This is a genomic window from Terrabacter sp. Root85, from assembly GCF_001429185.1.
In the GTDB taxonomy this organism is placed as follows: Bacteria; Actinomycetota; Actinomycetes; order Actinomycetales; family Dermatophilaceae; genus Terrabacter.
Window position 1 is genome coordinate 163173 of sequence record NZ_LMIW01000011.1, and the last position, 25613, is coordinate 188785.

The following is a 25613-nucleotide window of genomic DNA, read 5'->3' on the forward strand; positions in this document are numbered from 1 at the left end:
CTGCGAGACTGAACCGATGAGCCAGATCGACGCCTCCGACGCCGAGCGGACCGCGACGCCCACGGCGGCCGCACGCCCCGCCGCGCCGGAGACCCACGGCCTGACGGTGTGGGCCGAGATCGACCTCGGCGCGCTCGAGGCCAACGTGCGCACGCTGCGCGCCCTCGCTCCCGGCTCCCAGTTCATGGCCGTCGTCAAGGCGGACGCCTACGGGCACGGCCTGCTGCCCGTCGCGCGTGCAGCGGTGCGCGGCGGCGCCACCTGGCTCGGCGCGGCCCAGCTCGCCGAGGCGTTCGCGCTGCGCGACGCGGGCCTCACGACGCCTCTGCTGACGTGGCTCACCGTGCCCGGGTCGGACGTCGGCGGCGCCATCCGGCGCGACATCGACCTCTCGGCCTCGGCGCCCTGGGTCCTCGACGAGATCGCGGCCGCCGCGACCGCGCTCGGGCGCGCCGCCCGTGTGCACCTCAAGGTCGACACCGGCCTCGGGCGCGGGGGAGCCTACGGCGGGGACTGGACCACGCTCGTCCAGCACGCTCGTCACCTCGAGGAGGAGGGTGCCGTCTCGGTCGTCGGGGTGTGGACCCACTTCGCCCACGCCGACTCGCCCGAGCACCCCACGGTCCTCGCGCAGCAGGAGCGCTTCTTCGAGGCCGTCACCGAGGCCGAGCAGGCCGGCCTGCGACCCGAGCTGCGCCACCTCGCGAACTCAGCCGCGACGCTCGTGCACCCGTCGGCGCACGCCGACCTCGTGCGCCCCGGCATCGCGATGTACGGCCTGACGCCGGTGCCGCAGGTCGACGACGACTTCGGGCTGCGTCCGGTCATGACCCTGCGCGCGCGCCTCGCCCTCGTCAAGGCGCTCCCCGCGGGACAGGGGATCAGCTACGGCCACGCGTACGTCCCGGACGTCGACACCGTCGTCGGGCTCGTGCCCGCCGGCTACGCCGACGGCGTCCCCCGCAACGCGACCAACGTCGGGCCCCTCCTCGTCGACGGCCGGCGCACCACCATCGCCGGGCGCGTCTGCATGGACCAGTTCGTCGTCGACCTCGGACCGGGGTCCACGGCGCAGGCCGGTGACGTCGTCACGCTCTTCGGTGGCGCGCCGGGCGAGCCGACGGCCCAGGAGTGGGCCGACGCGACCGACACCATCAGCTACGAGATCGTGACGCGGCTCGGGGCCCGCGTGCCGAGGCTCTACGTCGGCGGCTCGGAGGCCGACGCATGAGCCCGCGCCGCAACCCCGTCATCGGCATCGCCGCCGCGACCCTCGGTGTCGCCGCGGGTGTGGCGGCCGGCATCGCCGCCGACCGTGCGGGCAAGCACCGCGCGGCGATGGCCGCTCTCGAGACCCCCGAGCTGCTCGAGATCACCCCCGACGAGGAGCACGTCGTGCTCACCGACGACGGCGTCCCGCTCCACGTCGAGATCGACCTCCCGGCTGCGGCCGCAGCCGACGCGGCCGCCGACGGCACCACCCGCCACGGCCGTCCCGACGAGCTGCCCACCATCGTGCTCACCCACGGCTACTGCCTCAGCCTGCGTTGCTGGGTCTACCAACGCCGGGCCCTCAAGGAGGCCGGCTACCGCGTCGTCAGCTGGGACCAGCGCGGCCATGGCCGCTCAGGACGCGGCGAGAAGGACAGCTACACGATCGACCGGCTCGGTCAGGACCTCCACACCGTCATCAGAGAGCTCGTGCCCGAGGGCGACATCGTCCTCGTCGGCCACTCGATGGGCGGTATGACGATGCTCGCGCTCGGCGAGCATCACCCGCGTCTGGTCGTCGACCGGGTCGTCGGCGCCGCTTTCGTCGCGACGAGCCCGGGGGGCATCATGCTCGCCAACGGCGGGCGCACCGCGACCCTCGGCCGCCTCATGCTCGAGCGCCTCGGACCGGGCGTGCTCGGCCCGCTGAGTCACCGGCCCGAGCTCTTCACCCGGATCCGACGCGTCGGCCGAGACATCGAGCACTTCATGGTCGAGCAGAACTCGTTCGCCTCGCCGGTGCCGCGCTCCGTCGTGCGCTACACGAGCGACATCCTCCTCAGCACGCCCCTCGACGTCGTCAACGACTACCTCCAGACGTTCGACGGCTTCGACAAGCGGCCCGCCCTGCTCGAGTTCCGGCACGCCGTCGTCCTCGTCTTCAACGGGCGCGACGACATCCTCACGCCGCCCTCGCACAGCGAGCTCATCGTCGAGGGCATCCCGGGCGCCGAGCACATCGTCGTCAACGACGCCGGGCACGTCATCATGCTCGAGCACCCCGACCTGCTCAACGCGCACCTCGTCCAGCTCGTCGACCAGTCGGCACGGGCGCGAGCCGAGCAGATCGAGGTCGCCCAGCAGCCTCGGGTGCGTCGCATCGTCACCGACGTCGCCAAGAACCGCCGCCAGCGCCGCCTCGAGAAGGAGGCCGCCGAGCTCGTCCGGTCCGGCCGCGTCAAGCAGGCGCGCACCAAGGGGGCGTGACCAGGTGGAGCGCCAGGTGCGCTGGGCCACCACTGACGACACCCAGGACTTCGGTCGACGGCTCGGCGCCCTGCTGCGCGGTGGCGACGTCCTCGTCCTCACCGGCGACCTCGGTGCCGGCAAGACGACGCTGACCCAGGGCATCGCCGAGGGGCTCGGGGTGCGCGGGCCGATCACGTCGCCGACCTTCGTCATCGCGCGGGTGCACCCGTCGCTCGTCGGCGGCCCGCTGCTCGTCCACGTCGACGCCTACCGCCTCGGCAGCGCCCTCGAGCTCGACGACCTCGACCTCGACGCCGACCTCGACGCGAGCGTCACGGTCGTCGAGTGGGGCGCAGGTCTCGCCGAGCAGCTGAGCGACACGCGGCTCGAGCTGACGGTCACCGGCGACGACGTGCGCACGGCGCGGCTGGTGGGAGTGGGCGACCGGTGGGACGACGTCCTCGAGGCCGTGGCGCCGGCGACCCGACCTGACCTGACCTGACCTGACCTGACCTGACCTGTCCGCGTGAGCCGGGCGGACGGCATGCGCGCGTACGGGTTCGGGGGCCCGGCGGGTGCTCGGATAGCCTGACCGACGTGCTCCTGCTCGCGATCGACACCTCCACGACCGCCATCACCGTCGGCCTGCACGACGGCACCTCGGTCGTCGCGGAGGCCTCGACGCTCGACGCCCGGGCGCACGCCGAGCACCTCGCCCCCAACATCCGCGACGCGCTCGCCTCGGCCGGCGCAGAGCCCGGCGACGTCACCGACGTCGTCGTCGGCATCGGCCCGGGCCCGTTCACCGGCCTGCGCGTCGGGATCGTCACCGGTCGCACCTTCGCCTTCGCGCTCGGCCTTCCCGTGCGCGGCCTGACGAGTCTCGACGCCATCGCGCACGAGGCGTGGCTGGGGGGCCGGCGCGGTGACCTGCTCGTCGCGACCGACGCCCGCCGCAAGGAGGTGTATGCCGCCGCGTACGTCCTCGGGGACGACCGCGCCGACCGCGTGACCGAGCCCGCCGTGTCCCGCGCGGCCGACCTGCCGCCCGAGACCCGCGCCCTGCCGACGGCGGGTCGTGGTCCCACCCTCTACACCGAGGCGCTCCCGCACGCCGTGGCGCCGCTCGACGTCAGCGGGGGAGCGCTCGCCGACCTCGCGGTGCGCCGACTGGGCGACACCGCACCGGCCCCCGCCGAGCTGCAGGGGGTCGATCCCGGCCACGGCTTCGACGGGCTCGAGCCGCTCTACCTGCGCCGACCCGACGCGGCACCCGCGCCGCCCTCGACGAAGTCGACCCTCGGATGACCGTGGCGCAGCCGCACACGCACCCCGGCGAGGAGGTCGTGCTGCGCGACCTCGAGTGGACCGACCTCGCCCACCTCGCGACGGTCGAGCAGCAGCTCTTCGCCGACGACGCGTGGTCCGAGGCCACGTGGTGGAGCGAGCTCGCCGGCCGCCCCCGTCGCGACTACGTCGTCGCCACGACGCCCGACGGCACGATCGCCGGGTATGCCGGCCTCGACGTCGCGGGGGACGTCGCCGACGTCATGACCATCGCCACCAGCCCAGGCCACCAGGGCCGTGGCACGGGGCGGGTCCTGCTCGACGAGCTCGTCCGCCGGGCGACGCTGCGAGGCGTGGACGCGGTGCTGCTCGAGGTGCGCTCCGACAACGACGCGGCGCGGCGCCTCTACGACCGGGCCGGCTTCGAGGTCATCTCGGTGCGCCGCCGCTACTACCAACCAGGCAACGTGGACGCGCTCGTCATGCGCCTCCTCGTCACGAAGGGAGACGCATGAGCGACGAGCCCCTCGTCCTCGGCATCGAGACGTCCTGCGACGAGACCGGTGTCGGCATCGTGCGCGGCCAGACGCTCCTCGTCGACACCGTCGCGAGCAGCGTCGAGGAGCACGCCCGCTTCGGCGGCGTCGTGCCAGAGGTCGCGAGCCGCGCCCACCTCGAGGCCATGGTGCCGACGATCGAGCGCGCGTGTCGTGAGGCGGGCGTCCAGCTGCGTGACCTCGACGCCATCTCGGTGACCTCGGGTCCCGGTCTCGCGGGTGCGCTGCTCGTCGGCGTCGCCTCGGCCAAGGCCCTGGCGCTCGCCCTCGGCAAGCCGATCTACGGCGTCAACCACCTCGCCTCGCACGTCGCCGTCGACATCGTCGAGCACGGGCCGCTGCCCGAGCCGACGATGGCGATGCTCGTCTCCGGCGGGCACTCCTCGCTGCTCCTCGTGCCCGACGTCACCAACGACGTCCGCTCGCTCGGCTCGACGATGGACGACGCCGCCGGTGAGGCCTTCGACAAGGTCGCGCGCGTGCTCGGACTGCCCTTCCCCGGAGGGCCGCACGTGGATCGCGCTGCGCGAGAAGGCAACCGGATCGCCATCGACTTCCCGCGCGGGCTCACCACCGGGCGCGACATGGAGCGGCACCGCTTCGACTTCTCCTTCTCGGGCCTCAAGACCGCCGTCGCGCGGTGGGTCGAGACGCGACAGCGCGCCGGCGAGGCCGTGCCGGTCGCCGACGTCGCCGCCAGCTTCCAGGAGGCCGTCGTCGACGTCCTCACCCGCAAGGCCCTGCTCGCCTGCAAGGAGCACGACGTCGACCACCTGCTCATCGGCGGCGGCGTCGCGGCGAACTCGCGCCTGCGCGCGCTCGCCGAGGAGCGGTGCGCCAAGGCCGGTGTCACCCTTCGCGTCCCGCGCCCCGGACTCTGCACCGACAACGGGGCCATGGTCGCGGCGCTCGGGGCGCAGATGGTGGCGAAGGGGCGCGAGCCCAGCGACCTCGGACTTCCCACCGACTCGTCGATGCCGGTCACTCTCGTCCAGGCGTAGGTGACGTCCCGGCCCGCTTGGCTGGGGGGTCGTCGAGCGCGCCGCGACGCTCGCGGCGTGGGGTCGGCAGGCACCCGCTCGCCCGCGCGGCGTGGAGCGAAGGCGGCGTATGCGGGCACGTGGCCTTGCAGGGACACGGTGCCGCCTTCGATGCCGCGCGGGCGAACGGCTGCCCACCTCCCGGCCCGTCGTACTGCGCACCCTGCGCGCGCCTCCTGGACCCGCCCGAGGCCCTCTCGTCCTGGCTGGGTGTGACCGGGCCGCGGCGGGTCTGCACCCACCCTTGGTCGTCGGCTCACGCCTGGGAGGGTGGGGTTCGGTGGGGCTGGGGACTGGCTCGGGGCCGCGATCTGGGTGTTGCTGTCTGGGCCTACGGGCAGCGGGCCAGGCCCATCCTGAGCTTGAGGTCGACGACCCTCGTGGCAGCGGTCTGGACCTGCTTGGCGAAGACGGGGCTCGCGTTCATCTTCTTCGTGATGGCGTCGTGCATGGCGGGCACCGTGGCCGGGCGGGCGGTCAGGGTGATGTCACCACCGGCCTCGATGAAGCGGGTGGCGCGGGCGCCGACGGGCACGTCGGCAACGGCCTTTGCGGCGCCGACGTCGTCGGTGATGACGACCCCGTCGTAGGAGAGCCGGTCGCGGAGCAGGTCGGTGACGATCGGCCTCGAGAAGACGGCATTGGTGCCCGGGTCGATGCGGCTGTAGATGGCCGAGCCGACCATGACGAGCTCGACGCCGTCCTGGATGCCGGTGCGGAACGGCTCGAGGTAGGGGTCGTCGACGGTCGTCGTGCGGTCGGTGATGCCGCGTGCCGTGACGTCGGTGTTGCCGGTGATGCGGCCGAGGCCGGGGAAGTGCTTGACGGTCGAGGCGATGCCACCCGCGCGCATGCCGGCGATGAAGGCACCGACCATGCGTGCGTTGCGCTCGGGGTCGCTCGAGAACTGACGGTCGTACTGGCCGATCGGCCCGTTGTCGCGCCCGATCGACGTCGGCACCGTGTCGGCGACCGGCGCGAGGTTGACGTTGATGCCCGCGGTGCGCAGCTGGTCGGCCCATCGGGTGGCGTCGGCGGTGAGGGCGCTGGCCGAGCCCTGGTCCTGGACGCGGGCGGACGGCATGCGGCTGAAGCCGTCGCCACGCAGCTGCTGCACGGCGCCGCCCTCCTGGTCGGCGGCGACGAGCAGACCGAGGCCCGCGGTGTCCTCCTTCGAGGCGAGCGCCGCGAGGTGTCGGGTCGTCGCACGGACGCGTTCGGTGCCGCCGTCCCAGCCGCCGAGCAGGATGACCCCGCCGAGGTGGCGCCGGGCCACGAGGGCGTCGAGGCTCGTGCGGCTCGCCCCGTTGTCGAGGCCGACCATGAGCAGCTGCCCCGCGCGTTCGCCGTCGTCCATGCCGGCGACGATCGCCGGGGCGCACGAGGAGGGCGTCGACGGTGTGGTGGTCGTGGGGGCGGGAGTGGTCGTCGTCGACGGGGTGGCGCTCGTCGGCGCGACCGTCGTGGGCGCGCTCGATGCCGAGGTCGAGGGGACGGTCGTGGTCCCCGTCGCGGTGGGCCCGGCGGCCGGCGGGGCGGAGGAGCAGGCGGTCACGACGGACGTCACGGCAGCCGCGAGGACCGCCCACCGGGCGATGGACGGGCGGCGTCGGCTGTGGCTCGGGCGCATCGTTCGAGCCTATCCTCGGACGCCGGTCGTCCCCAGCGGGGCCGCGTCGGCCACCGACCGGTACGTTGCCGCTGTGACGACCGAACCCACCCCCATCGTGCTCGACGTCGACACCGGAGTCGACGACGCCTGCGCCCTGCTCCTCGCCGCCCTGCACCCGGCCCTCGACCTGCGCGCCGTGACGTGCGTCGGCGGCAACGCCCCCGTCGACGACGTCGTGCGCAACACGCTGCTCGTCCTCGAGACCGCGGGACGCACTGACGTCCCGGTGGGCCGGGGTGCCGAGCGCCCCCTGCTGGAGCCGCCCGTCGACGCCCGCCACGTGCACGGGGACGACGGCATGGGTGACCTGGGCTGGCCGCCCGCCGCCATGAAGGCCGACCCGCGCCACGCCGTCGAGCTGCTGCGCGACGTCTGCCGTGAGGCCGCGGAGCAGGAGCGCCCGGTCACGCTCGTGCCCCTCGCGCCGCTGACGAACATCGCCCTGCTGCTCCGGACCTACCCGGACGTCGTGTCGGGCATCTCCGAGATCGTCTTCATGGGCGGCGCCGCCAACGTCGGCAACGCGACGGCGTCGGCCGAGTTCAACGTCTTCCACGACCCCGAGGCGGCGGCGATCGCACTCGACGCCGCGGCCGACCTCGGCATCCCGGTGACGATGTACGGCCTCGACGTCTTCTACGAGCCCGTCGTGTCGGCCGAGCTGGCCGACGAGCTCGTCTCTGTGGGTGGCCGGGGCCCCGCCGAGCTCGCGGGCAGCCTGATCCGCTTCCAGAACGCCCGCTTCGACCGGCCCGCGTCGACCATCGGTGACGCCGGCGCCGTCTGCGTCGTCATCGACCGGGCCGGGATCCGGACCGAGCCGCTGCCCCTGCGCGTCGAGCTCGCCGGCACGTGGTCACGGGGACGCACCATCGTCGACCGGCGCGACTGGAGCGGCGACATGGCCCACGACCCGCACGGCGAGGCGCCGGTGCGCGTCGACGTGGCGCTCGAGGTCGACGGTCCCCGCTACGCACGGCTCTGGGCCGACACCGTGCTCGGCCGGGTGGGCGAGCGCTGATGGGCCGTGTCGTCGTCCTCGGCTCCCTCAACGTCGACGTCGTCATCCTGGTCGAGCGGCACCCGGTGCCCGGCGAGACCCTCCTCGGTGAGGCCGGGGGCACGTATGCCGGTGGTAAGGGTGGCAACCAGGCCGCGGCTGCCGCTCGGGCCGGGGCGGCCGTCTCGATGCTCGCCCGGGTCGGCGACGACGGACCCGGCCGGGCCTACCTCGACCGCCTCACCGGTCTCGGCATCGACACCGCAGCGGTGTCGACGAGCGGAAGCGCCCCGACCGGCACGGCCTTCATCACCGTCGACGAGCAGGGCGAGAACTCGATCATCGTCGTGGCCGGCGCCAACGGTGAGCGTGACCGGGCGCTCGTCGAGCAGGCTGGAGGGCTCGGACCCGGCGACGTGCTGCTCTGCTCGCTCGAGGTCGACCTCGCGACGGTGGCCGACGCCGCCCGCGCGGCCCACGCCGCGGGAGCCCGGGTCGTCCTCAACCTCGCGCCGTATGCCGCCCTGCCGCCCGACGTCATCGCGCTCGCCGACCCGGTCGTCGTCAACGAGTCGGAGATGCGCGACCTCGCCGACTCCGACCTCGTGCCGGAGTCGCTGCTCGTGACCTTCGGGGCAGCGGGCGCGCGCTGGGGTATGGACGGCGTGGACGGCATACCTGTGGCGAAGCGCGACCTCGGTGACACGGTCGGTGCCGGGGACGCGTTCTGCGGGGCGCTCGCAGCGGCGCTCGCCGGGGGAGCAGACCGTCAGGGCGCCCTCGAGGCGGCCAACGCGGCCGGCGCGGCCGCCGTGCGCTGGGTCGGGGCCCAGCCGGACGCCGCACTCTGACCCCCACCCCACCCCGCAACACACCGAGCAGGTCACGACCCACCAGGATCCGATCCCGGTGGGTCGTGACCTACTCGATGTGTTGCGAACAGGCGTACCTTGTGCGTTACGTAACTCAAGGGTTACCCTTTGGTCGTGAGTGGGACCTGGGACGCGTTGACCGACCCGACACGGCGGACCATCGTCGAGCACCTCGCCCGTGAGGAGCTGACGGCCGGCGAGGTCGCGGCGCTCTTCGACGCCGCGCGGCCGGGGATCTCGAGGCACCTGCGCGTGCTGCGGGAGGCCGGTGTCGTCGAGGCCGAGGCCGTCGGGCAACGGCGCGTCTACCGGCTCGCGCCGGGCGCCCTCGACGAGGTCGAGCAGTGGTGCCGCGAGGTCCGCTCGTTCTGGGGGCGGCGCCTCGACGCCCTCGACACCGAGATCGCCCGCGGCGCGCGGGCCCGACGACAGGGACAGGGACACCGATGAGCGAGCTGACGCAGGTGCTGGGCCGGATCGAGCGCGACGGCGAGGAGGTGGCGGTCGTCTTCGACCGGCACTACGCGACGTCGCCCGACGACCTCTGGCGGGCGTGCACCGAGCCCGACCGCCTCGCGCGTTGGTTCGCCCCCGTCCAGGGGGAGCTGCGACCCGGTGGCGACTTCACCATCCACTTCGACGACGCCGACACCCCGGTGTGCCGCGTGGTGGTGTGCGAGGCGCCGAGCCGGCTCGTCTGGGAGTGGCCGCTCGGCGACGTGCGGTCGGTCGTCACCGCCGAGGTCATCGCCGACGGGGAGGGCGCCCGCCTGCACCTGCGGCACGAGCGGCTCACCGGCGCCCAGGCAGCGGGGTATGCCGCGGGCTGGGACACCTACGTGCGTCGCCTGGAGTCGGACGTCGCTGATGCTGCGATGGCGGACTGGGACGCCACGTGGAGCGCCCTGCACGCGCTCTACGCCGCCATCGCCTGAAGCCCGTGGCGGCCGTCGCGCTCGGTCGAGGAGCGCCGAGGCGTCTGTTGCCGGGAGCGGCATCGGCGGCGGGCCGCTGACGCTGGAACGCCACGTCGGAGACGGACGCCCGCCGACGCTGCACGCCGCGAGCGGCGGCGGTCGCTTTGGCAGCCGGGGGTGCCGGTCAGCCGGGGCTGCCGGTCAGGCGGGGGTGCCGGTCAGGCGGGGGTGCCGGTCAGGCGGGGGTGCCGGTCAGGCGGGGGTGACGACGAGGGCGACCTGGCCGCCTCCGACGCGTGTCAGGACGAGCGTCGCCTCCGAACCGCCCTTGCCGCGGCCGGTCATCTTCAGCTGCCGGCGCAGCAGGTCGGCGTCGAGAGTCACGCCACGCTTCTTGATGGTCACCCGGTCGTGGCCGTGGTCGCGCAGCCAGCGGGCGAGCCGCTTCGTCGACAGGGGCATCGCCTCGACGACCCGGAAGCGCCGCGCCCACGGCAGCTCGCGCGCGACGCCGCTCGAGACGTAACCGACGCCCGTCGCGAGCTCGGCGCCGTCGACGGCCGCGACGAGCGCCCCCGTGAGCCCGGCCCGGATGACGGCCCGGTCCGGCTCGTAGAGCCACTCGCCGATGTCGGTCACCGACCCGAGGCCGGGTCTCTGGCCGCCGTCGACCGCATCCTGATCCGTGACGACGGACGTCGAGGTCTCGGTGCACACGGCGGCGGTCCGTCCGGCGGTCGCGACGAGCGGTCCCCACCAGACTGCGCACTCGAGCACCTCGCCGTGCCACGACGTCCACTGCGCCTCCGCCCCCGACGGGACCGAGCCGTGCGGGAACGCGGGGGAGAGCTTGGCCCCCGTCGCCGGCACCTGCTCCGCGAAGTCGAGCACCTGTGACCACGACGGCGAGATCGCGTCGAGCGAGAAGACGCGCTTCGTGCGCCCGCTGATGTCGGCCACGCCGGTGACGCGGCGGGCCGGGTCGAGCCACAGCCCGAGGTGCCGTCGCCCCTCGCCCTGCGGGAGGCGTACGTCCTCGGCGAGCCCGTGCGTCACCCGGGCTGACGGCCAGTGGCGCAGGTTGACCGCGGCGATGCGGGCGGTCGTGTCGTCGGCGTCGACGGCGTTGACGGTGAGGTCGAGACCGGCGAACGCCATGGCGTCGGCGCCCAGCCCGCACCCGAGGTCGTAGACGTCGCGGACCCCGGCAGCGGCGTACCGGTGGGCGTGTCGCGCGGCGATGGCGAGGCGCGTCGACTGCTCGAGCCCGTCGGAGGTGAAGAGCATGCCGGCAGCGAAGTCGCCGAACTTCTCGGTGCCGCGCGAGCGCAGCCGCGACTGGGTCATGGCGGCCGCGACGAGGTCGGCCGCGAAGCCCGCCTCGCGCAGTCGGCCCTGCAGGTGCAGCGAGCCGTCCTCGTCGTAGGGAGGCAGCGACTGGAGCAGGGCCCAGCCCTCACCTGCGGAGAGGCGATCGACCATGGCGGCATCCATGACCTCATCCTGCCAGCGCCGGTGGGTGCGCCCGTCCGGGCCGCGGCGCGCCGACGAATCTGGCACTCGACTTGACCGAGTGCTAATGACAAACCTAGATTTCATCCTGTTGGCACTCTCGACCTGAAAGTGCCAGCACCCTCATCGAGGGAGGTCGACCCCCGCGACGGCGGCCAGCCTCGAAGAGCCCACAGTCCGTAGTCAGTTTTCCGACTGTCCCGAAGGGAAGGTCACCACCGTGTCGGTTTCCATCAAGCCGCTCGAAGACCGCATCGTCGTCAAGTCCCTCGAGGCCGAGCAGACCACTGCGTCCGGCCTCGTCATCCCGGACACGGCCAAGGAGAAGCCCCAGGAGGGCGAGGTCCTCGCTGTCGGCCCCGGCCGCTTCAACGACACCGGCACCGAGCGCGTCCCGCTCGATGTCAAGGTCGGCGACAAGGTCATCTACAGCAAGTACGGCGGCACCGAGGTCAAGTACGGCGGCGAGGAGTTCCTGATCCTCTCGGCCCGCGACGTCCTCGCCATCGTCGGCTGACCCAGCCGTATGCCGTGACCGCACCCCGGTGAGCCCCGCTGGGGTCTCCCCGGGGTGCGTCTCGTTTGACCGGGCATGCTCACAGATGCCCGGATTCCCAAGAACCACAAAGCAAACCGAGCCAAAGGAACACCATGGCCAAGCAGCTGGAGTTCGACGACTCCGCCCGCAAGTCGCTCGAGCGCGGCGTTGACGCGCTCGCCAACGCCGTCAAGGTGACGCTCGGCCCGAAGGGCCGCAACGTCGTCATCGACAAGAAGTGGGGCGCCCCCACGATCACGAACGACGGCGTGACCATCGCCCGCGAGATCGAGCTCGAGGACCCCTACGAGAACCTCGGCGCCCAGCTCGCCAAGGAGGTCGCGACCAAGACCAACGACGTCGCCGGTGACGGCACGACGACCGCGACCGTCCTCGCCCAGGCCATGGTCAAGGAGGGCCTGCGCAACGTCGCCGCCGGTGCCGCCCCGGCCGCGCTCAAGCGCGGCATGGACAAGGCCGTCACCGCGGTCAACGACCGCCTTCTCGAGAACGCCCGCGAGGTCGACGGCAAGGACGAGATCGCCTCCGTGGCGACGCTCTCCGCCCAGGACGCCACCCTCGGTGGCCTCATCGGCGAGGCGTTCGACAAGGTCGGCAAGGACGGCGTCATCACCGTCGAGGAGTCCTCGACGACGGCGACCGAGCTCGAGTTCACCGAGGGCATGCAGTTCGACAAGGGCTACCTCTCGGCGTACTTCGTCACCGACACCGAGCGCATGGAGACCGTCCTCGAGGACGCCTACGTGCTCATCAACCAGGGCAAGATCTCCTCGGTCGCCGAGGTGCTCCCGGTCCTCGAGAAGGTCGTGCAGTCCGGCAAGCCGCTGCTCATCATCGCCGAGGACGTCGACGGCGAGGCCCTCTCGACGCTCGTCGTCAACAAGATCCGCGGCACGTTCAACGTCGCTGCAGTCAAGGCCCCCGGCTTCGGCGACCGCCGCAAGGCCATGCTCCAGGACATCGCCATCCTCACCGGTGGCCAGGTCATCGCGCCCGAGGTCGGGCTCAGCCTCGACCAGGCCGACCTGACCGTCCTCGGCCAGGCCCGTCGCGTCGTCCTCACCAAGGACAACACGACGATCATCGACGGCAACGGCGAGGAGGGCGAGGTCTCCGGCCGCGTCCACCAGATCAAGGCCGAGATCGAGCGCACCGACTCCGACTGGGACCGCGAGAAGCTCCAGGAGCGCCTCGCCAAGCTCGCCGGTGGCGTCTGCGTCATCAAGGTCGGCGCGCACACCGAGGTCGAGCTCAAGGAGAAGAAGCACCGCATCGAGGACGCCATCTCGGCGACCCGCGCGGCCATCGAGGAGGGCATCGTCGCCGGTGGCGGCACCGCCCTCATCCACGCCGCGTCCGCCATCGACGCCCTCGAGCTGACCGGCGACGAGGCCACCGGCGCGTCCATCGTGCGCAAGGCCGTCGCCGAGCCGCTGCGCTGGATCGCCGAGAACGCCGGCCTCCAGGGCTACGTCGTCACCTCCAAGGTGGCCGAGCTGCCCATCGGCCAGGGCCTCAACGCGGCGACGGGCGAGTACGGCGACCTCATCGCCGCCGGCGTCATCGACCCGGTCAAGGTCACCCGTTCCGCGCTGCGCAACGCCGAGTCCATCGCGTCGATGATCCTCACGACCGACACGCTCGTCGTCGACAAGCCCGAGGACGAGGAGCCGGCGGCCGGCGGTCACGGCCACGGTCACGGTCACTGACCGACCGCGCGACACGGCATACGACCGGGGTCCTTGACGGGCCCTGGTCCCACGCCCCGGCACGACAGCGAGGGCCGCTCCCCGACGGGGAGCGGCCCTCGCTGCGTCTCGACCTCCGCGACCCCGTCGTGTCTCGCGGTCCGGTCGAGCGGCTGTGTCGGTCGTCGGCGGCGTGTGCCGGCGACCGTCAGACGGTCAGGAGGCCTCCTGGATGCCGTCGTAGAGGACCTCGCGCTCGGCCTCGGTCAGCCCGCCCCAGACGCCGTACGGCTCGCGGACCTCGAGGGCGTGCGAGCGGCACTGGGCCACGACGGGACAGGCGGCGCACACGGCCTTGGCCTGGGCGTCCCGGTTGCGACGGCGTGGGCCGCGCTCGCCCTCGGGGTGGAAGAAGACCTCGGGGCTGACGCCTCGGCAGGCCCCGTCCAGCTGCCAGTCCCAGAGGTCGGCTACCGGTCCGGGCAGGCGGGTGATCTCGGCCATGAACTCGTCTCTCGGTCGGGCGGGGGTGCCCGCCGTGTCGTACCGGCCCGCTCGGTGCGTGTGGTGGGTCGCGGGACCGCGGAATCGACGCTAACCGGGCACGCGATCACGGATAAAGAGCGGAATCTTAAGGACTTGTTCAAGAATTGCCATCTGGATGGCATGCTCGTCCAAGGAGTCGGATCCGACCATCCGAACTCGTCCCGAGGGGTCCGTTCGCACTACCATGGCCCCGCTCTGGGCGAGCACCGACGGGGGCGCAGACGAAGACGGCGGCGCAGACGAAGGCGTCGCCTGCACAGACAACAGTTCGGGGGGACGAGGACTCACATGGGTCTTGGTTGGTCCACGCACACCGGCGTAACACCCGGCGGCGTTGGTGCGATGGAGCGGATGGACGCTCCATCGCTTCGTGAGCTCGCGGCCCTCGCCGCGCGTGACGACAACGCGCGCGACGTGCTGCTGGCGCGCGTCAGGGACATGGCCCTGCGGTACTCCCGCGTCCGCCTCGGCCGCTTCGGCGCCGAGGACACAGCCCAGGACGTCGCTCAGGAGGTGTGCATGGCCGTCGTGACCGCCCTGCCGACCTACCAGGAGCGCGGGCTGCCGTTCGAGGCGTTCGTCTACACCATCACCTCCCGCAAGCTCGCCGACGCCCAGCGTGCCGCGATGCGCGGACCCTCACCCGTGGCCGACGTCCCCGACGGACCTGACGACGGTCCGTCGCCCGAGTACGTCGCCGTCATGCGCGACGACGCCGCGACGGCGATGGCCCTCATGCAGCAGCTGCCCGGCCAGCAGCGCGAGATCCTCACGCTGCGCGTCGCCGTCGGCATGAGCACCGACGAGACCGCGGCCGCGCTCGGCATGTCTGCCGGCGCGATCCGTGTCGCCCAGCACCGGGCTCTGACGAGGCTCCGCGCGATGATCGCCGAGGCCGGAGCGGGTGACGTCGCGTGAACGACCTGTCTCCCATGAGCGACCTCATCGCCGACGACCTGCTGCTCGACCGCCTCGCCGGCCGCGTAGACGCCGGGTCCGAGCCGGTCGTCGCGTTGCTCGGTGCCCTCGCGGCCCACGCCGACACCCCGCTGCCCTCGCGCACCGGGCGCCGACGGATCGCCAACAAGCACCGCTACCTCGGGGCCTTCGCGGCCCTCGCGGTCGCAGCGTCCGGTGCCGGGGTCGCGGCCGCCGTCACGCTCCCGACCAACGGTCCGAGCCAGGCCGACCGCGCCCGCATCGTCAAGAAGATGGACGAGAGCGCCCGGAGCGACAGCCCCAGCGCGCTGCTGGCGCGCCTCGGCCTCCCGCAGACCTCGGGCACCACCGAGGCCAGGGGACTCGTCCTCGCGCGCGCCGAGGACGGCACGATCGTGCTGCTGCCCGCCGCGGTGGTCGCCGCCCAGGGCCGCGCGGCTGCTGCGGGGACCAACGGCATGCCCGGCGCCGTCGCCGGTGCGGAGGGCGGGCGTCCGGTCGCGAACGGTCTGAACGGCGGGCAGAAGGGCCAGACCGGCAACGGCCAGACCGGAGGCGGTCAGGTCGGAAGCGGTCAGGTCGGCAACCCGCAGGGCGGCACCGCGGCCGGCGGTGGCCAGACCGGCACGCCGCAGGCGACGAACAACGGCAAGAAGCCAGCCGTCGGCACCAAGGGCGGGAAGAAGGCCACCATGACGCCGACGGCCACGCCGACTCCCACCCCGACGGGCACGTCCGAGGTCGTCCCGCAGGCCACGCTCGCCACGAGCACCCCCACCGCCCCGGCGTCCAAGACGCGCGCGACCGGCCCCGTCCGTCCGCGCCCGACCGGAACCACCGGCGGCTCGAGCGGATCGGGATCGTCCGGCACGTCCGGCAGCACGAGCGACGGCACCAGCGGCACCAGCGGCACCAGCGGCACCAGCGGCACCAGCGGCACCGACGGCACCGACGGTCTCACCGACACCCTGTCGGGCACGCTCGACGGCGCCGCCTCGACGACAGCGGGCGTCGTCGGCGCCCTCACGCTGCCCGTCGTGCCCACCCTCTGAGGCACGTTCGGTCGCGCCCTCGGCAGCCCGTAGAATCGGGCAATGAGCCTCGGATCGTCTGACGTGCCCGCTGCTTTCGCCTCGATGGGGCTGACGTACGACGACGTCCTGCTCCTGCCGGGCTACAGCGACCTCGCCCCCAACGACATCGACACGACGACGCGCCTGACGCGCGAGCTGTCGATCCGGTCGCCGCTCATCTCGGCGGCGATGGACACCGTCACCGAGGCCCGGATGGCCATCGCGATGGCCCGTCAGGGCGGTCTCGGCGTCCTGCACCGCAACCTCTCGATCCAGGACCAGGCCTACCAGGTCGACCTCGTCAAGCGGACCCAGACCGGGATGATCTCCAACCCGATCACCATCGGTCCCGACCGCACCCTCGAGGAGCTCGACACGATCTGCGGCGAGTACCGCGTCTCGGGTCTGCCGGTCATCGGCGACGACAACAAGCTCATCGGCATGGTGACCAACCGCGACCTGCGCTTCACGCCCGTCGCCGAGTGGGCCACGACGCTCGTGAGCGACGTCATGACCCCGATGCCGCTCATCACCGGCCCGGTGGGCATCGGCCGCGACGAGGCGACGGCCCTGCTGCGCCAGCACAAGCGCGAGCGCCTGCCGATCGTCGACTCCGAGGGCCACCTCGCCGGGCTCATCACGGTCAAGGACTTCGTCAAGGGCGAGCAGTTCCCGGACGCGAGCAATGACGCCGACGGCCGCCTCATGGTCGGTGCGGCCATCGGCTACTTCGGCGACGCGTGGGAGCGCGCCACCACGCTCATCGAGGCCGGCGTGGACGTGCTCGTGGCCGACACCGCCCACGGCCACGTGCGCCTGCTCATCGAGATGGTCGCGCGCCTCAAGAGCGACCCCGCGACCCGCCACGTCCAGGTCATCGGCGGCAACGTCGCCACCCGCGAGGGCGCGCAGGCGTTCGTCGACGCCGGCGCCGACGCCGTCAAGGTCGGCGTTGGTCCGGGCTCGATCTGCACGACGCGCATCGTCACCGGGGTGGGTGCCCCGCAGGTCACCGCGGTCCACGCCGCCGCCCAGGCGTGCAAGCCGGCCGGCGTGCCGGTCATCGCCGACGGCGGCCTCCAGTACTCCGGCGACATCGCCAAGGCCATCGTCGCCGGGGCCGACTCGGTCATGGTCGGCTCGCTCCTCGCCGGCTGCGAGGAGAGCCCCGGAGAGCTGATCTTCGTCAACGGCAAGCAGTTCAAGGCCTACCGGGGCATGGGCTCGCTCGGCGCGATGAGCAGCCGGGGCAAGAAGTCCTACTCCAAGGACCGCTACTTCCAGGCCGAGGTCGACTCCGACGACAAGATCGTGCCCGAGGGCATCGAGGGCCGCGTGGCCTACCGTGGTCCGCTCGCGGCCGTCGCCCACCAGATGCTCGGTGGCCTGCGCCAGTCGATGTTCTACGTCGGCGCGCGCACGATCTCCGAGCTGCAGGACAAGGGCCAGTTCGTGCGCATCACGTCGGCCTCGCTCAAGGAGAGCCACCCGCACGACATCCAGGGCATCGTCGAGGCGCCCAACTACTCGATCGGCTGACACCGCGCTCCGGGCCCCCCGGCGCACCACCCGATGACGTATGCCGTCCCGCGGAGCCCGCCGGACGGCATACGTCCGCTCGTGGCCGGGTCGGTAGGATCGGCCGGTGACCGAGATCGAGATTGGCCGAGGCAAGCGCGGACGGCGCGCCTACTCCTTCGACGACATCGCCGTCGTGCCCTCGCGGCGCACGCGCGACCCCGAGGAGGTCTCGGTGTCGTGGCAGATCGACGCCTACCACTTCGACATCCCGGTCATGGCGGCGCCGATGGACTCCGTCGTCTCGCCCGAGAGCGCGACGGTGCTCGGCAAGCTCGGGGCCCTGCCGGTGCTCGACCTCGAGGGCCTGTGGACCCGCTACGAGGACCCGACCGCGCAGCTGCGTGAGATCGCCGAGATCGAGCCGGAGGCCGCCACGGCGCGCATGCAGCAGATCTACGCCGAGCCGATCAAGCCCGAGCTCATCACCGAGCGGCTGCGCCAGCTGCGCGAGGCGGGGGTCACGGTCGCGGGCGCCCTGTCGCCGCAGCGCACGCAGCAGCACTGGAAGACCGTCGTCGATGCCGGCGTCGACCTCTTCGTCATCCGTGGCACGACGGTGTCGGCCGAGCACGTCTCGGGTCGCGCGGAGCCGCTCAACCTCAAGCGCTTCATCTACGAGCTCGACGTGCCCGTCATCGTCGGCGGCGCCGCGTCCTACACGGCGGCCCTGCACCTGATGCGCACGGGCGCGGCCGGTGTCCTCGTCGGCTTCGGCGGTGGCGCGGCGCACACGACTCGCACGGCCCTCGGCATCCACGCCCCGATGGCCTCGGCCGTCGCCGACGTCGCAGCCGCGCGCCGCGACTACCTCGACGAGTCGGGTGGCCGCTACGTCCACGTCATCGCCGACGGCGGCGTCGGCACGTCCGGCGACATCGTCAAGGCCGTCGCCTGCGGCGCCGACGCGGTCATGCTCGGGGCGGCCCTCGCCCGAGCCACCGACGCCCCCGGCGGCGGCTACCACTGGGGCCCGGAGGCCCACCACCAGCAGCTGCCGCGCGGCGAGCGCATCGCGCTCGGCACCCAGGCCTCCCTCGAGGAGATCCTCTTCGGCCCGGGCCGACAGGCCGACGGCGCCACCAACGTCATCGGAGCCCTGAAGCGGGCCATGGCCACGACCGGCTACTCCGACGTCAAGGAGTTCCAGCGCGTCGAGGTCGTCGTCTCGCCCTATCTCGGCAACTGAGCGCCCAGCCGTCCCCTCGGGGGCGGCCACGGCGTCCCGAACGGCCCGCGTTCGGGACAGATAGTATTTGTGCGGCAATCGCCCCGAGCGGGGTGGCGCGGCCGGGATGCGTCAGGGGACTCCCACCGCGAGACCAGATCCACCGGAGCACGGGAGCCACGCGGCTGCCCCGTGCGGGAAAGGCACCAGACATGACCGAGGCGACTCCCGAGCACGTGACCCTGCCGAGTCCGGGCAGGCCACTCTTCTCGGTGGTCTCGGCCGTCTACAACGTCTCGCGCTACCTCGAGGAGTACATCGCCTCGATCGAGGCGCAGACCTTCGACCTCGCGCGACTCCAACTCGTCCTCGTCGACGACGGCTCGACCGACGACTCGCGGGCCGTCCTCGAGGAGTGGGCCACCCGCGCCCGCTGCGAGGTCGTCGTGCTGCACCAGGAGAACGCCGGGCAGGCCGCAGCCCGCAATGCCGGCCTCGAGCGGGCCACCGGTGAGTGGATCACCTTCATCGACCCCGACGACACCGTCAACGCGGTGTTCTTCGCCTCGATGGCCGCCTTCGCCGCCGCGAACCCCGAGGTCCAGTTCCTCTCGGCCAACGTCGTGCTGCGCAACGAGGGCACGGGCGAGCTCGGCAAGCACCCGCGCTGGAAGATGTACGCCGAGGACCGCCTCGTCGACCTCGACGTCGCGACCTCCTACATCCCGGGTAGCTCGACCACCTCGCTGATGCGCCGCGAGGTCATCGGCGACCTGCGCTTCAACGCCGGGCTGCGCCCGAACTTCGAGGACGGCGACTTCGCCGTGCGCTACCTGCTCGCGGCGCCCAGCCGCGAGACCGGCTTCGTCGGGTCGGCGTGCTACTACTACCGCAAGCGTGCCGACCAGAGCTCGACGTTGCAGACCGGCATCTCCGCGACGGGCCGCTACTCGACCGTCCCCCGCGACGGCTACCTCGAGCTGCTCCGCGAGGCGCGTCGCCGCCACGGCGCCGTCCCGATGTGGGTCCAGCACGTCATCCTCTACGAGCTGTCCTGGTACTTCTCGTCCGAGGACGCCATGGCCAACTCGGCGTCCGCCATCAGTGGTGACCTCGCGGCGACGTTCCGCGAGACCCTCGGCGAGATCGCCGAGCTGCTCGCGCCGGACGTCGTCGACTCCTTCACGATCCGCAAGTTCCAGCCGCACTGGCGCGACATCCTGCTGCACGGCCTCCGCGGCCGGGACTGGCACACCTCGTATGCCGTGACGGACAAGTACGACCGCACCAAGCGCATGGTGCGCGTGCTCTACCGCTACATCGGCGAACCGCCCGAGGAGGCGGTCTACTCGCGCGGTGAGCTCAAGACCCCGCGCTACGCCAAGACGCGCGCCATCGAGTTCTTCGGTGACACGCTCATGTGGGAGCGCGTCCTCTGGGTCGACGCCCGAGGCACCCTCGAGCTGCGTCTCGACGGCTCGCGGGTCGAGCTGCTCGGGGCCTGGAAGGGCGTCCGCACCCGTGCCCTGGGCGCCCGGGCGATCGCCAACCGCTTCCGTCGTCCGGGTCGGCGGCGCCGCGAGGCTCTCGACCGGCTCAAGGTCGACCCGGTGCGCGTGCTCGCCTCCCGGGCCCAGGTGCGCAAGCAGTTCGAGGGCGCCTGGGTGCTCATGGACCGCATCCACGACGCCAACGACTCGGGTGAGATCCTCTTCCGTTGGCTGCGCGACAACCGTGAGGACGTCAACGCGTGGTTCGTCCTCGAGAAGGACACCCCGGACTGGAAGCGGCTCAAGGCCGAGGGCTACGGCTCGCGCCTCGTCGCCCACGGCACGCTGCGGTGGAAGCTGCTCATGATCAACGCCGGGCACCTCATCTCCTCGCACATCGACGCGCCCGTGCAGAAGCCGCCGGCCATCCTCAAGCACATCGACCCGCGCTGGAAGTTCACCTTCCTCCAGCACGGCGTCATCAAGGACGACCTGTCCCGCTGGCTCAACCCGAAGCAGATGGACATCTTCGTCACGTCGACGCCGGGGGAGTACGAGTCGATCGCGGGTGACGGCTCGCCCTACGTCTTCACGGCCAAGGAGGTGGCCCTCACCGGGTTGCCGCGCTTCGACCGCCTGCACGCCAAGGCGCAGCGGATCCAGGGCGACGCGTGCGACCTCATCCTCGTCGCACCGACCTGGCGCAACTGGCTCGTTCCGCCCCTCAAGCCGGGCAGCCAGCGTCGCGTCATCGACTCGCACTTCTTCGAGACCGAGTACGCCAAGGCGTGGACGGCCTTCCTGCGCAGCCCCGAGCTGACCGAGCTCGCCGCCCGCACCGGGCGCACCGTGGCGTTCCTGCCGCACCCGAACATCCAGCCGGTCCTGGCCAAGATGGACCTGCCCGACTCGGTGCTGCGCCTGTCCTTCGACGGCGCTGACGTGCAGGAGTACTTCGCGCGATCCGCCGTGCTCGTCACCGACTACTCGTCGATGGCATTCAACGCCGCCTACATGGACCGCCCCGTCGTCTACTTCCAGTTCGACGCGCAGCGGGTCATGGCCGGCGGGCACGTCGGCCGGGCCGGCTACTTCCAGTACCCTCGTGACGGTTTCGGGCCGGTCGTCGAGGACGTCGAGGCGGCTGTCGCGGCCGTCGTCGACATCGCCGACAACGGGTATGCCGCCCGCCCGGACTTCCAGAGCCGCATCGACGCGACGTTCCCGATGCGTGACGGCCAGTGCTGCGCCCGCGTCACCGCGGCCATCGAGGAGCTCGACAAGGCCCGCCAGGGTGAGCCCGGCCGGTCGAAGAAGGACCAGCCCGCGGCCGTGAGCCGCTGACGGCGGCGGGGCTCAGCCGGCGCCGCCGGCCGGGCCCGCACCGTCGCCGGACGGCCGGAGCGACAGGTTGCCGTTGCGCGTGCGGTAGGCCTCGATGCCGTCGAGCGACGGGAGCGCGACGGTCGTGGGCAGCTCGACGGGGTGTGGCTTGCGGGTCCGCACCGGGAGCCGGCTGCGCAGCGCACCCACGACGTCGACCCTGACGTCCCACGCCTTGCCAGGTGTCGCGGCCGCGCCGCGTGGCGGCAACTCGAGGGCCGCGTCGAAAGCGCCGTCAGGGCGCAGCCGTGCGACGGCCGAGGACAGGCGTGCGCCGGTGTCACGATCGACGAGCGAGACGGCGAGACGCGCGCGCGCACCGATGCCGTCGTCGCCGTCGACGACCGTGCCGGAGAGCTGCAGGGCGCCCTGCACCACGTGCACCTCGCGACAGGTGGCCGTCCAGATGCGGCGTCGCCGGGCATGCTCCGTCGCGACGACCGACGTCAGGTCGTGGTCGGCAGACGCCTCGCCCGCGGGTCGGTACGGCCACCACCACCGGTCGGCGCGCAGCGCGAGCGGGCGGTCGACGTGGAGGCGGCGGTAGGCGAAGAGGCAGGCGGCCACGGCGCTCTCGGTGCTGCCGTCGACGAGCTCGCGGATCGCGAGGCGGTAGGGCTGGTCGAGACCCTCACGCAGCTCGGCGGGCAGCTCGGTGAGGTAGTCCCGCACCGCTGCGAGGAAGGCTGTCCGGTAGTCGGGGTCCCGGGCGTCGAGGTCCTTGCCGTAGAGCGACAGGTCGTGACGGACGAACTTGTCGAGCTTGGCCGACGCGAGGTCCGGCCGGCCAGTCAACTGGACGTCGATGGCCCGGTTGGCGGCGAGGCGGTCGTGGACGTTGGCGATCTCGTGGCGTCGCGCGGTGATCGACTCCTCACCCGCGACGTTGTTGACGTACCAGTGGTAGACGACCTCGTCGAGGGTCGCGACCCGTCGCGCCGTCGACCAGAGCGCCACGGTGAAGGGCTGGTCCTCGTAGAGGATGCCCTCCGGGAAGCGGATCGCCTCCTCGTCGAGCAGCGCCCGCCGCATGACCTTCGCGACGGCGATGGTGTCCTGCCACAGGGGTGAGCCGGGCGACAGCGGGTCGACCGGCCCCGTGGTGTAGCCGGTCGCCGGAAGCGGCGTGACGCGGTCGGTCCGCTCGTTGTAGCGGGCCACGGCGCCGGCCGCGACGTCGGCGTCCTGGGCGACCGCGGCCTCGAGGAGCCGGCGCAGCGAGCCCGCGACGTACGTGTCGTCGCTGTCGACGAAGGCCACCCAGTCCCCGCGGGCCTCGTCGAGGCCGAGGTTGCGCGGCGCCCCCGGGGCGCCGTCGTTGACGCCACGGTGCACGACGCGTACGCGATCGTCCTCGGCGGCCAGCCGGTCGGCGACGGCGCCGGTGTCGTCCGTCGAGCCGTCGTCGACGACGAGGACCTCGACGTCGGGTCCCTCGCACGCGGCGAGGGCCGACCCGACGGCCCGCGGGAGCCGTGCGGCGTCGTTGTGGACGTTGCAGATGACGGTCAGCAGGGGAGCGGCGGAGGGCACGCAGGTTCTCTTCCGGTCGAGGAGGGTCGGCCCATCCTATGGGCCGTTGTCTGAGCGGAGCCTGGGCTCGCGAACGCCCCACGAGCCCGGCGAATCGGTCTCCGGCAGGTTCGTGCGTTAGTTTGTCTGGGTCATTTCGCGGTGGGCAGGGGCACAGCCCGCACAGGAGTACCAGCAATCCGGAGTAGATCCATTGGCACTGCCCGACAGACCGAGTGCGGCGATCGTCGGCGACGACAAGGACGTCGTCACCAGCCCCCGAGAGATCCCCGCTCAGGTCGCCCAACCGCGCAGGGACATCCAGGCGCTGCGCGCCGTCGCAGTCGCGCTCGTCGTGGTCTACCACTCCTGGCCGCAGCGGCTCACCGGAGGCTACGTCGGGGTCGACGTCTTCCTCGTGATCTCCGGCTTCCTCATCACGCTCCACCTCCTCGAACGTCCGATCCGTAGCGCCAAAGATCTCTTCTCCTTCTGGTCTCGTCGCATCCGACGGCTCATCCCAGCGGCCACCCTCGTGCTCGTGACGACGCTCGCGGCGAGCATCGTCTGGCTTCCCCAGACGGTCCATGAGCGGGTGGCGAAGGAGGTCCTCGCCTCGGCGTTCTACGTCGAGAACTGGTTGCTCGCACTGACCTCGACCGACTATCTCGCGACCGACCAGCTGCAGTCGCCGACCCAGCACTACTGGTCGCTGTCGGTGGAGGAGCAGTTCTACATCGTCTGGCCAGTGCTCATCGCCCTGGCCCTGCTCGTGTGCCGTCGCCGCGGGCTCTCGCTCCGCTTCCCACCGCTGCTGGTGATCGGCGTCGTCAGCCTGGCGTCCCTTGCCTTCTCCGCCTGGTTCACCCGAGAGGACGCGGGTCAGGCCTACTTCGTCACCACGACCCGGGTGTGGGAGCTCGGGGTCGGGGCGGCGGTCGCTGCGGCGGTGCACGCCGGCCTTCGCGCCCGGGGCGCCGTCGTCCGCTCCCTGCTCGTCTGGGGAGGCCTCGCCGCCATTCTGTGGTCCGCCATGGCGTTCACCGACGAGACCTCCTTTCCGGGCGTCGCGGCACTGGTGCCCACGTTGGGGACTGCGGCGGTCATCGCGGCAAGGTCCGACGACCTCCGAACTGGTCCACGGCGGCTCTGGTCCGGGCGTCACGTCCAGTGGCTCGGCGACGTCTCGTACTCGGTCTACCTGTGGCACTGGCCCGCCATCGTGATCGCGCCTTTCGTGCTCGACGAGGACGACATGCGGGCGTGGCAAAAGTGCGTCCTGATCGCCGGTGTGCTGTGCCTGTCGGGCCTGTCGAAACGCTGGGTCGAGGAGCCGTTCCGCTTCGCGCCGAAGCTGACTCAGAGCGTCAGGCGCTCCTTCGTGCTGCTCGGGGCCTGCCTCGCGCTCTCGGCCGGCCTCGCGGGCCTCGCCCTGTGGCACGGCCAGCGGGTCACTGAGTCTGCCGCGACCGTCGTCGTCGACCCTTCGGCGAGGTGCGTGGGTGCAGACTTCTTCCGCACCGCTGCCTGCGCCACCCGTGACATGCCATTGCTGACCACGCCGGTCGCAGCTGCCAAGGACAAACCCGAGGTCTACTCCGACGGCTGCTGGAACGAACGCCCGTTCACCCGACGAAAGGTGTGCGGCTACGGCCCACGCTCGACCCCCGTGCGGATCGCCCTGTACGGCAACTCGCACGCGGGTGCCTGGTTTCCCCCGCTGCACACCCTGGCCCGCGAACGCGGATGGCGGATCGACACCTACCTCACCTCCGAGTGCTACTCGGTAGACGTGCCCATCTCCTTCAACCCGCCCGAGATCGGGGCGAACTGCCAAGCTTGGAACGACTGGACTCGCCAGCGCATCAACTCGGGGGGCTACGACCTCGTGGTCATGTCGGACCGTACGCTCCAACCACTGGTCGGTGTGCCCGCGAACCGCAAGACGGCCGTGGCGCAGCAGGCCTACCGACGTGTGCTCGAGGGCTTCGTTCGCCAAGGTCTGCGGGTGCTCGTCATTCGCGACACCCCGGACGCGGGAGGAAATGTGCCGGACTGCGTGGCCCGCTACGCGGACGACCTCACGCGGTGCGGAATCGACGTGGACAAGGGCCTCGAACCCGACCCCCTGACCTCAGCAGCACTCCAGGGCGGGTTTCCCGCAGGAGCGGTGAGCACCCTGGATGCCACCAACCTGCTGTGCCAGACCGGCAGGTGTCCCGCCGTCGTCGGGGGTTTGATCACGTACTTCGATCACGGGCACATGACGACGCAGTACTCCATGACGCTCTACCCCGAGGTGGCCTCAGCGGTGACCAAGGCATTGCGCCCCTGACCTCAGGAGGAACGCCTGAGCGGCG

At 72.2% G+C, this 25613-nt stretch carries 22 protein-coding genes; 18 read left to right on the forward strand and 4 right to left on the reverse strand.

Going from position 1 to position 25613, the window contains the following annotated elements; all coding sequences use genetic code 11:
- Positions 1 to 16: 16 nt before the first annotated feature.
- The 6 genes from alr to tsaD all read left to right on the forward strand — a co-directional run bounded on the left by alr (position 17) and on the right by tsaD (position 5305).
- Entirely contained in the window at positions 17 to 1231 is a 1215-nt protein-coding gene (alr, locus tag ASE25_RS17005) for an alanine racemase (RefSeq protein WP_082622944.1), read from the forward strand.
- Positions 1228 to 2478 (forward strand): alpha/beta fold hydrolase, encoded by a 1251-nt coding sequence (locus ASE25_RS17010; RefSeq protein WP_056778203.1) that lies wholly within the window; start codon positions 1228 to 1230, stop codon positions 2476 to 2478. Before alr ends, ASE25_RS17010 begins: the two co-directional genes overlap by 4 nt.
- A 4-nt stretch (positions 2479 to 2482) precedes the next feature.
- On the forward strand, positions 2483 to 2962 hold the full coding sequence (gene tsaE / locus ASE25_RS17015) for a tRNA (adenosine(37)-N6)-threonylcarbamoyltransferase complex ATPase subunit type 1 TsaE (protein ID WP_056778206.1): 480 nt from the start codon (positions 2483 to 2485) through the stop codon (positions 2960 to 2962).
- Between the two features lie 95 nt (positions 2963 to 3057).
- Positions 3058 to 3768 (forward strand): tRNA (adenosine(37)-N6)-threonylcarbamoyltransferase complex dimerization subunit type 1 TsaB, encoded by a 711-nt coding sequence (gene tsaB, locus ASE25_RS17020; protein ID WP_056778208.1) that lies wholly within the window; start codon positions 3058 to 3060, stop codon positions 3766 to 3768.
- On the forward strand, positions 3765 to 4262 hold the full coding sequence (rimI, locus tag ASE25_RS17025) for a ribosomal protein S18-alanine N-acetyltransferase (protein WP_056826769.1): 498 nt from the start codon (positions 3765 to 3767) through the stop codon (positions 4260 to 4262). The genes tsaB and rimI overlap by 4 nt, the downstream gene beginning before the upstream one ends.
- Entirely contained in the window at positions 4259 to 5305 is a 1047-nt protein-coding gene (tsaD, locus tag ASE25_RS17030; RefSeq protein ID WP_056778213.1) for a tRNA (adenosine(37)-N6)-threonylcarbamoyltransferase complex transferase subunit TsaD, read from the forward strand. The genes rimI and tsaD overlap by 4 nt, the downstream gene beginning before the upstream one ends.
- A 370-nt stretch (positions 5306 to 5675) precedes the next feature.
- Here tsaD and ASE25_RS17035 read toward each other — a convergent pair whose 3' ends face one another.
- Positions 5676 to 6701 (reverse strand): glycoside hydrolase family 3 N-terminal domain-containing protein, encoded by a 1026-nt coding sequence (locus ASE25_RS17035; protein ID WP_235508722.1) that lies wholly within the window; start codon positions 6699 to 6701, stop codon positions 5676 to 5678.
- Here ASE25_RS17035 and ASE25_RS17040 point away from each other — a divergent pair.
- The 4 genes from ASE25_RS17040 (at position 6700) to ASE25_RS17055 (ending at position 9823) form a co-directional block, all read left to right on the forward strand.
- On the forward strand, positions 6700 to 8037 hold the full coding sequence (locus tag ASE25_RS17040; RefSeq protein WP_235508723.1) for a nucleoside hydrolase: 1338 nt from the start codon (positions 6700 to 6702) through the stop codon (positions 8035 to 8037). The genes ASE25_RS17035 and ASE25_RS17040 overlap by 2 nt on opposite strands.
- On the forward strand, positions 8037 to 8867 hold the full coding sequence (locus ASE25_RS17045) for a PfkB family carbohydrate kinase (protein ID WP_056826772.1): 831 nt from the start codon (positions 8037 to 8039) through the stop codon (positions 8865 to 8867). Before ASE25_RS17040 ends, ASE25_RS17045 begins: the two co-directional genes overlap by 1 nt.
- 135 nt (positions 8868 to 9002) lie before the next feature.
- Complete coding sequence (locus ASE25_RS17050; protein ID WP_235508724.1) at positions 9003 to 9338, forward strand: metalloregulator ArsR/SmtB family transcription factor; 336 nt, start codon at positions 9003 to 9005, stop codon at positions 9336 to 9338.
- Positions 9335 to 9823, forward strand: coding sequence for an SRPBCC domain-containing protein (locus tag ASE25_RS17055; RefSeq protein WP_056826773.1), 489 nt, complete (start codon positions 9335 to 9337; stop codon positions 9821 to 9823). Before ASE25_RS17050 ends, ASE25_RS17055 begins: the two co-directional genes overlap by 4 nt.
- A 234-nt stretch (positions 9824 to 10057) precedes the next feature.
- On the opposite strand, the gene ASE25_RS17060 is transcribed toward ASE25_RS17055, so the two are convergent.
- Complete coding sequence (locus tag ASE25_RS17060) at positions 10058 to 11299, reverse strand: hypothetical protein (protein WP_056826774.1); 1242 nt, start codon at positions 11297 to 11299, stop codon at positions 10058 to 10060.
- A gap of 238 nt (positions 11300 to 11537) precedes the next feature.
- On the opposite strand from ASE25_RS17060, the gene groES reads away from it, so the two are divergent.
- Both groES and groL read left to right on the forward strand, forming a co-directional pair.
- Positions 11538 to 11834, forward strand: coding sequence for a co-chaperone GroES (gene groES / locus ASE25_RS17065; protein ID WP_020144866.1), 297 nt, complete (start codon positions 11538 to 11540; stop codon positions 11832 to 11834).
- A gap of 134 nt (positions 11835 to 11968) precedes the next feature.
- Positions 11969 to 13585: a chaperonin GroEL gene (gene groL / locus ASE25_RS17070; protein ID WP_056778228.1), complete on the forward strand. Its 1617-nt coding sequence runs from the start codon at positions 11969 to 11971 to the stop codon at positions 13583 to 13585.
- Positions 13586 to 13780: 195 nt separating this feature from the next.
- On the opposite strand, the gene ASE25_RS17075 is transcribed toward groL, so the two are convergent.
- On the reverse strand, positions 13781 to 14068 hold the full coding sequence (locus ASE25_RS17075; protein ID WP_020144864.1) for a WhiB family transcriptional regulator: 288 nt from the start codon (positions 14066 to 14068) through the stop codon (positions 13781 to 13783).
- A gap of 393 nt (positions 14069 to 14461) precedes the next feature.
- Between ASE25_RS17075 and ASE25_RS17080 the strand changes: the two genes are divergently transcribed.
- From ASE25_RS17080 to ASE25_RS17100, 5 genes are all read left to right on the forward strand, one after another.
- Positions 14462 to 15028, forward strand: a complete 567-nt coding sequence (locus ASE25_RS17080) for a sigma-70 family RNA polymerase sigma factor (RefSeq protein ID WP_056778230.1) — start codon at positions 14462 to 14464, stop codon at positions 15026 to 15028.
- Between the two features lie 14 nt (positions 15029 to 15042).
- On the forward strand, positions 15043 to 16101 hold the full coding sequence (locus ASE25_RS23260; protein ID WP_056826775.1) for a hypothetical protein: 1059 nt from the start codon (positions 15043 to 15045) through the stop codon (positions 16099 to 16101).
- 42 nt (positions 16102 to 16143) lie between these two features.
- Complete coding sequence (guaB, locus tag ASE25_RS17090; protein WP_056826776.1) at positions 16144 to 17661, forward strand: IMP dehydrogenase; 1518 nt, start codon at positions 16144 to 16146, stop codon at positions 17659 to 17661.
- Between the two features lie 106 nt (positions 17662 to 17767).
- Positions 17768 to 18889, forward strand: a complete 1122-nt coding sequence (locus tag ASE25_RS17095; protein WP_020144860.1) for a GuaB3 family IMP dehydrogenase-related protein — start codon at positions 17768 to 17770, stop codon at positions 18887 to 18889.
- A 191-nt stretch (positions 18890 to 19080) separates the two neighbouring features.
- The gene (locus ASE25_RS17100) at positions 19081 to 21702 is read left to right on the forward strand and encodes a CDP-glycerol glycerophosphotransferase family protein (protein ID WP_056826777.1); all 2622 of its coding nucleotides are present in this window, start codon (positions 19081 to 19083) and stop codon (positions 21700 to 21702) included.
- Positions 21703 to 21714: 12 nt separating this feature from the next.
- On the opposite strand, the gene ASE25_RS17105 is transcribed toward ASE25_RS17100, so the two are convergent.
- Positions 21715 to 23274 (reverse strand): glycosyltransferase, encoded by a 1560-nt coding sequence (locus tag ASE25_RS17105; RefSeq protein ID WP_056826778.1) that lies wholly within the window; start codon positions 23272 to 23274, stop codon positions 21715 to 21717.
- Between the two features lie 193 nt (positions 23275 to 23467).
- On the opposite strand from ASE25_RS17105, the gene ASE25_RS17110 reads away from it, so the two are divergent.
- Positions 23468 to 25588 carry an acyltransferase family protein gene (locus ASE25_RS17110; RefSeq protein WP_056826779.1) on the forward strand — a complete coding sequence of 707 codons (2121 nt, stop codon included), beginning with the start codon at positions 23468 to 23470 and terminating at the stop codon, positions 25586 to 25588.
- Positions 25589 to 25613 lie beyond the last annotated feature (25 nt).

What these genes read in the sequence shown, in the direction of transcription:
- alr (WP_082622944.1), top strand. Translation starts at nt 17, where the DNA reads ATGAGCCAGATCGACGCCTCCGACGCCGAGCGGACCGCGACGCCCACG.
- ASE25_RS17010 (WP_056778203.1), top strand. Translation starts at nt 1,228, where the DNA reads ATGAGCCCGCGCCGCAACCCCGTCATCGGCATCGCCGCCGCGACCCTC.
- rimI (WP_056826769.1), top strand. Translation starts at nt 3,765, where the DNA reads ATGACCGTGGCGCAGCCGCACACGCACCCCGGCGAGGAGGTCGTGCTG.
- tsaD (WP_056778213.1), top strand. Translation starts at nt 4,259, where the DNA reads ATGAGCGACGAGCCCCTCGTCCTCGGCATCGAGACGTCCTGCGACGAG.
- ASE25_RS17040 (WP_235508723.1), top strand. Translation starts at nt 6,700, where the DNA reads ATGCCGGCGACGATCGCCGGGGCGCACGAGGAGGGCGTCGACGGTGTG.
- ASE25_RS17035 (WP_235508722.1), bottom strand. Translation starts at nt 6,701, where the DNA reads ATGGACGACGGCGAACGCGCGGGGCAGCTGCTCATGGTCGGCCTCGAC.
- ASE25_RS17045 (WP_056826772.1), top strand. Translation starts at nt 8,037, where the DNA reads ATGGGCCGTGTCGTCGTCCTCGGCTCCCTCAACGTCGACGTCGTCATC.
- ASE25_RS17055 (WP_056826773.1), top strand. Translation starts at nt 9,335, where the DNA reads ATGAGCGAGCTGACGCAGGTGCTGGGCCGGATCGAGCGCGACGGCGAG.
- ASE25_RS17060 (WP_056826774.1), bottom strand. Translation starts at nt 11,299, where the DNA reads ATGGATGCCGCCATGGTCGATCGCCTCTCCGCAGGTGAGGGCTGGGCC.
- groL (WP_056778228.1), top strand. Translation starts at nt 11,969, where the DNA reads ATGGCCAAGCAGCTGGAGTTCGACGACTCCGCCCGCAAGTCGCTCGAG.
- ASE25_RS17075 (WP_020144864.1), bottom strand. Translation starts at nt 14,068, where the DNA reads ATGGCCGAGATCACCCGCCTGCCCGGACCGGTAGCCGACCTCTGGGAC.
- ASE25_RS17080 (WP_056778230.1), top strand. Translation starts at nt 14,462, where the DNA reads ATGGACGCTCCATCGCTTCGTGAGCTCGCGGCCCTCGCCGCGCGTGAC.
- ASE25_RS23260 (WP_056826775.1), top strand. Translation starts at nt 15,043, where the DNA reads ATGAGCGACCTCATCGCCGACGACCTGCTGCTCGACCGCCTCGCCGGC.
- guaB (WP_056826776.1), top strand. Translation starts at nt 16,144, where the DNA reads ATGAGCCTCGGATCGTCTGACGTGCCCGCTGCTTTCGCCTCGATGGGG.
- ASE25_RS17100 (WP_056826777.1), top strand. Translation starts at nt 19,081, where the DNA reads ATGACCGAGGCGACTCCCGAGCACGTGACCCTGCCGAGTCCGGGCAGG.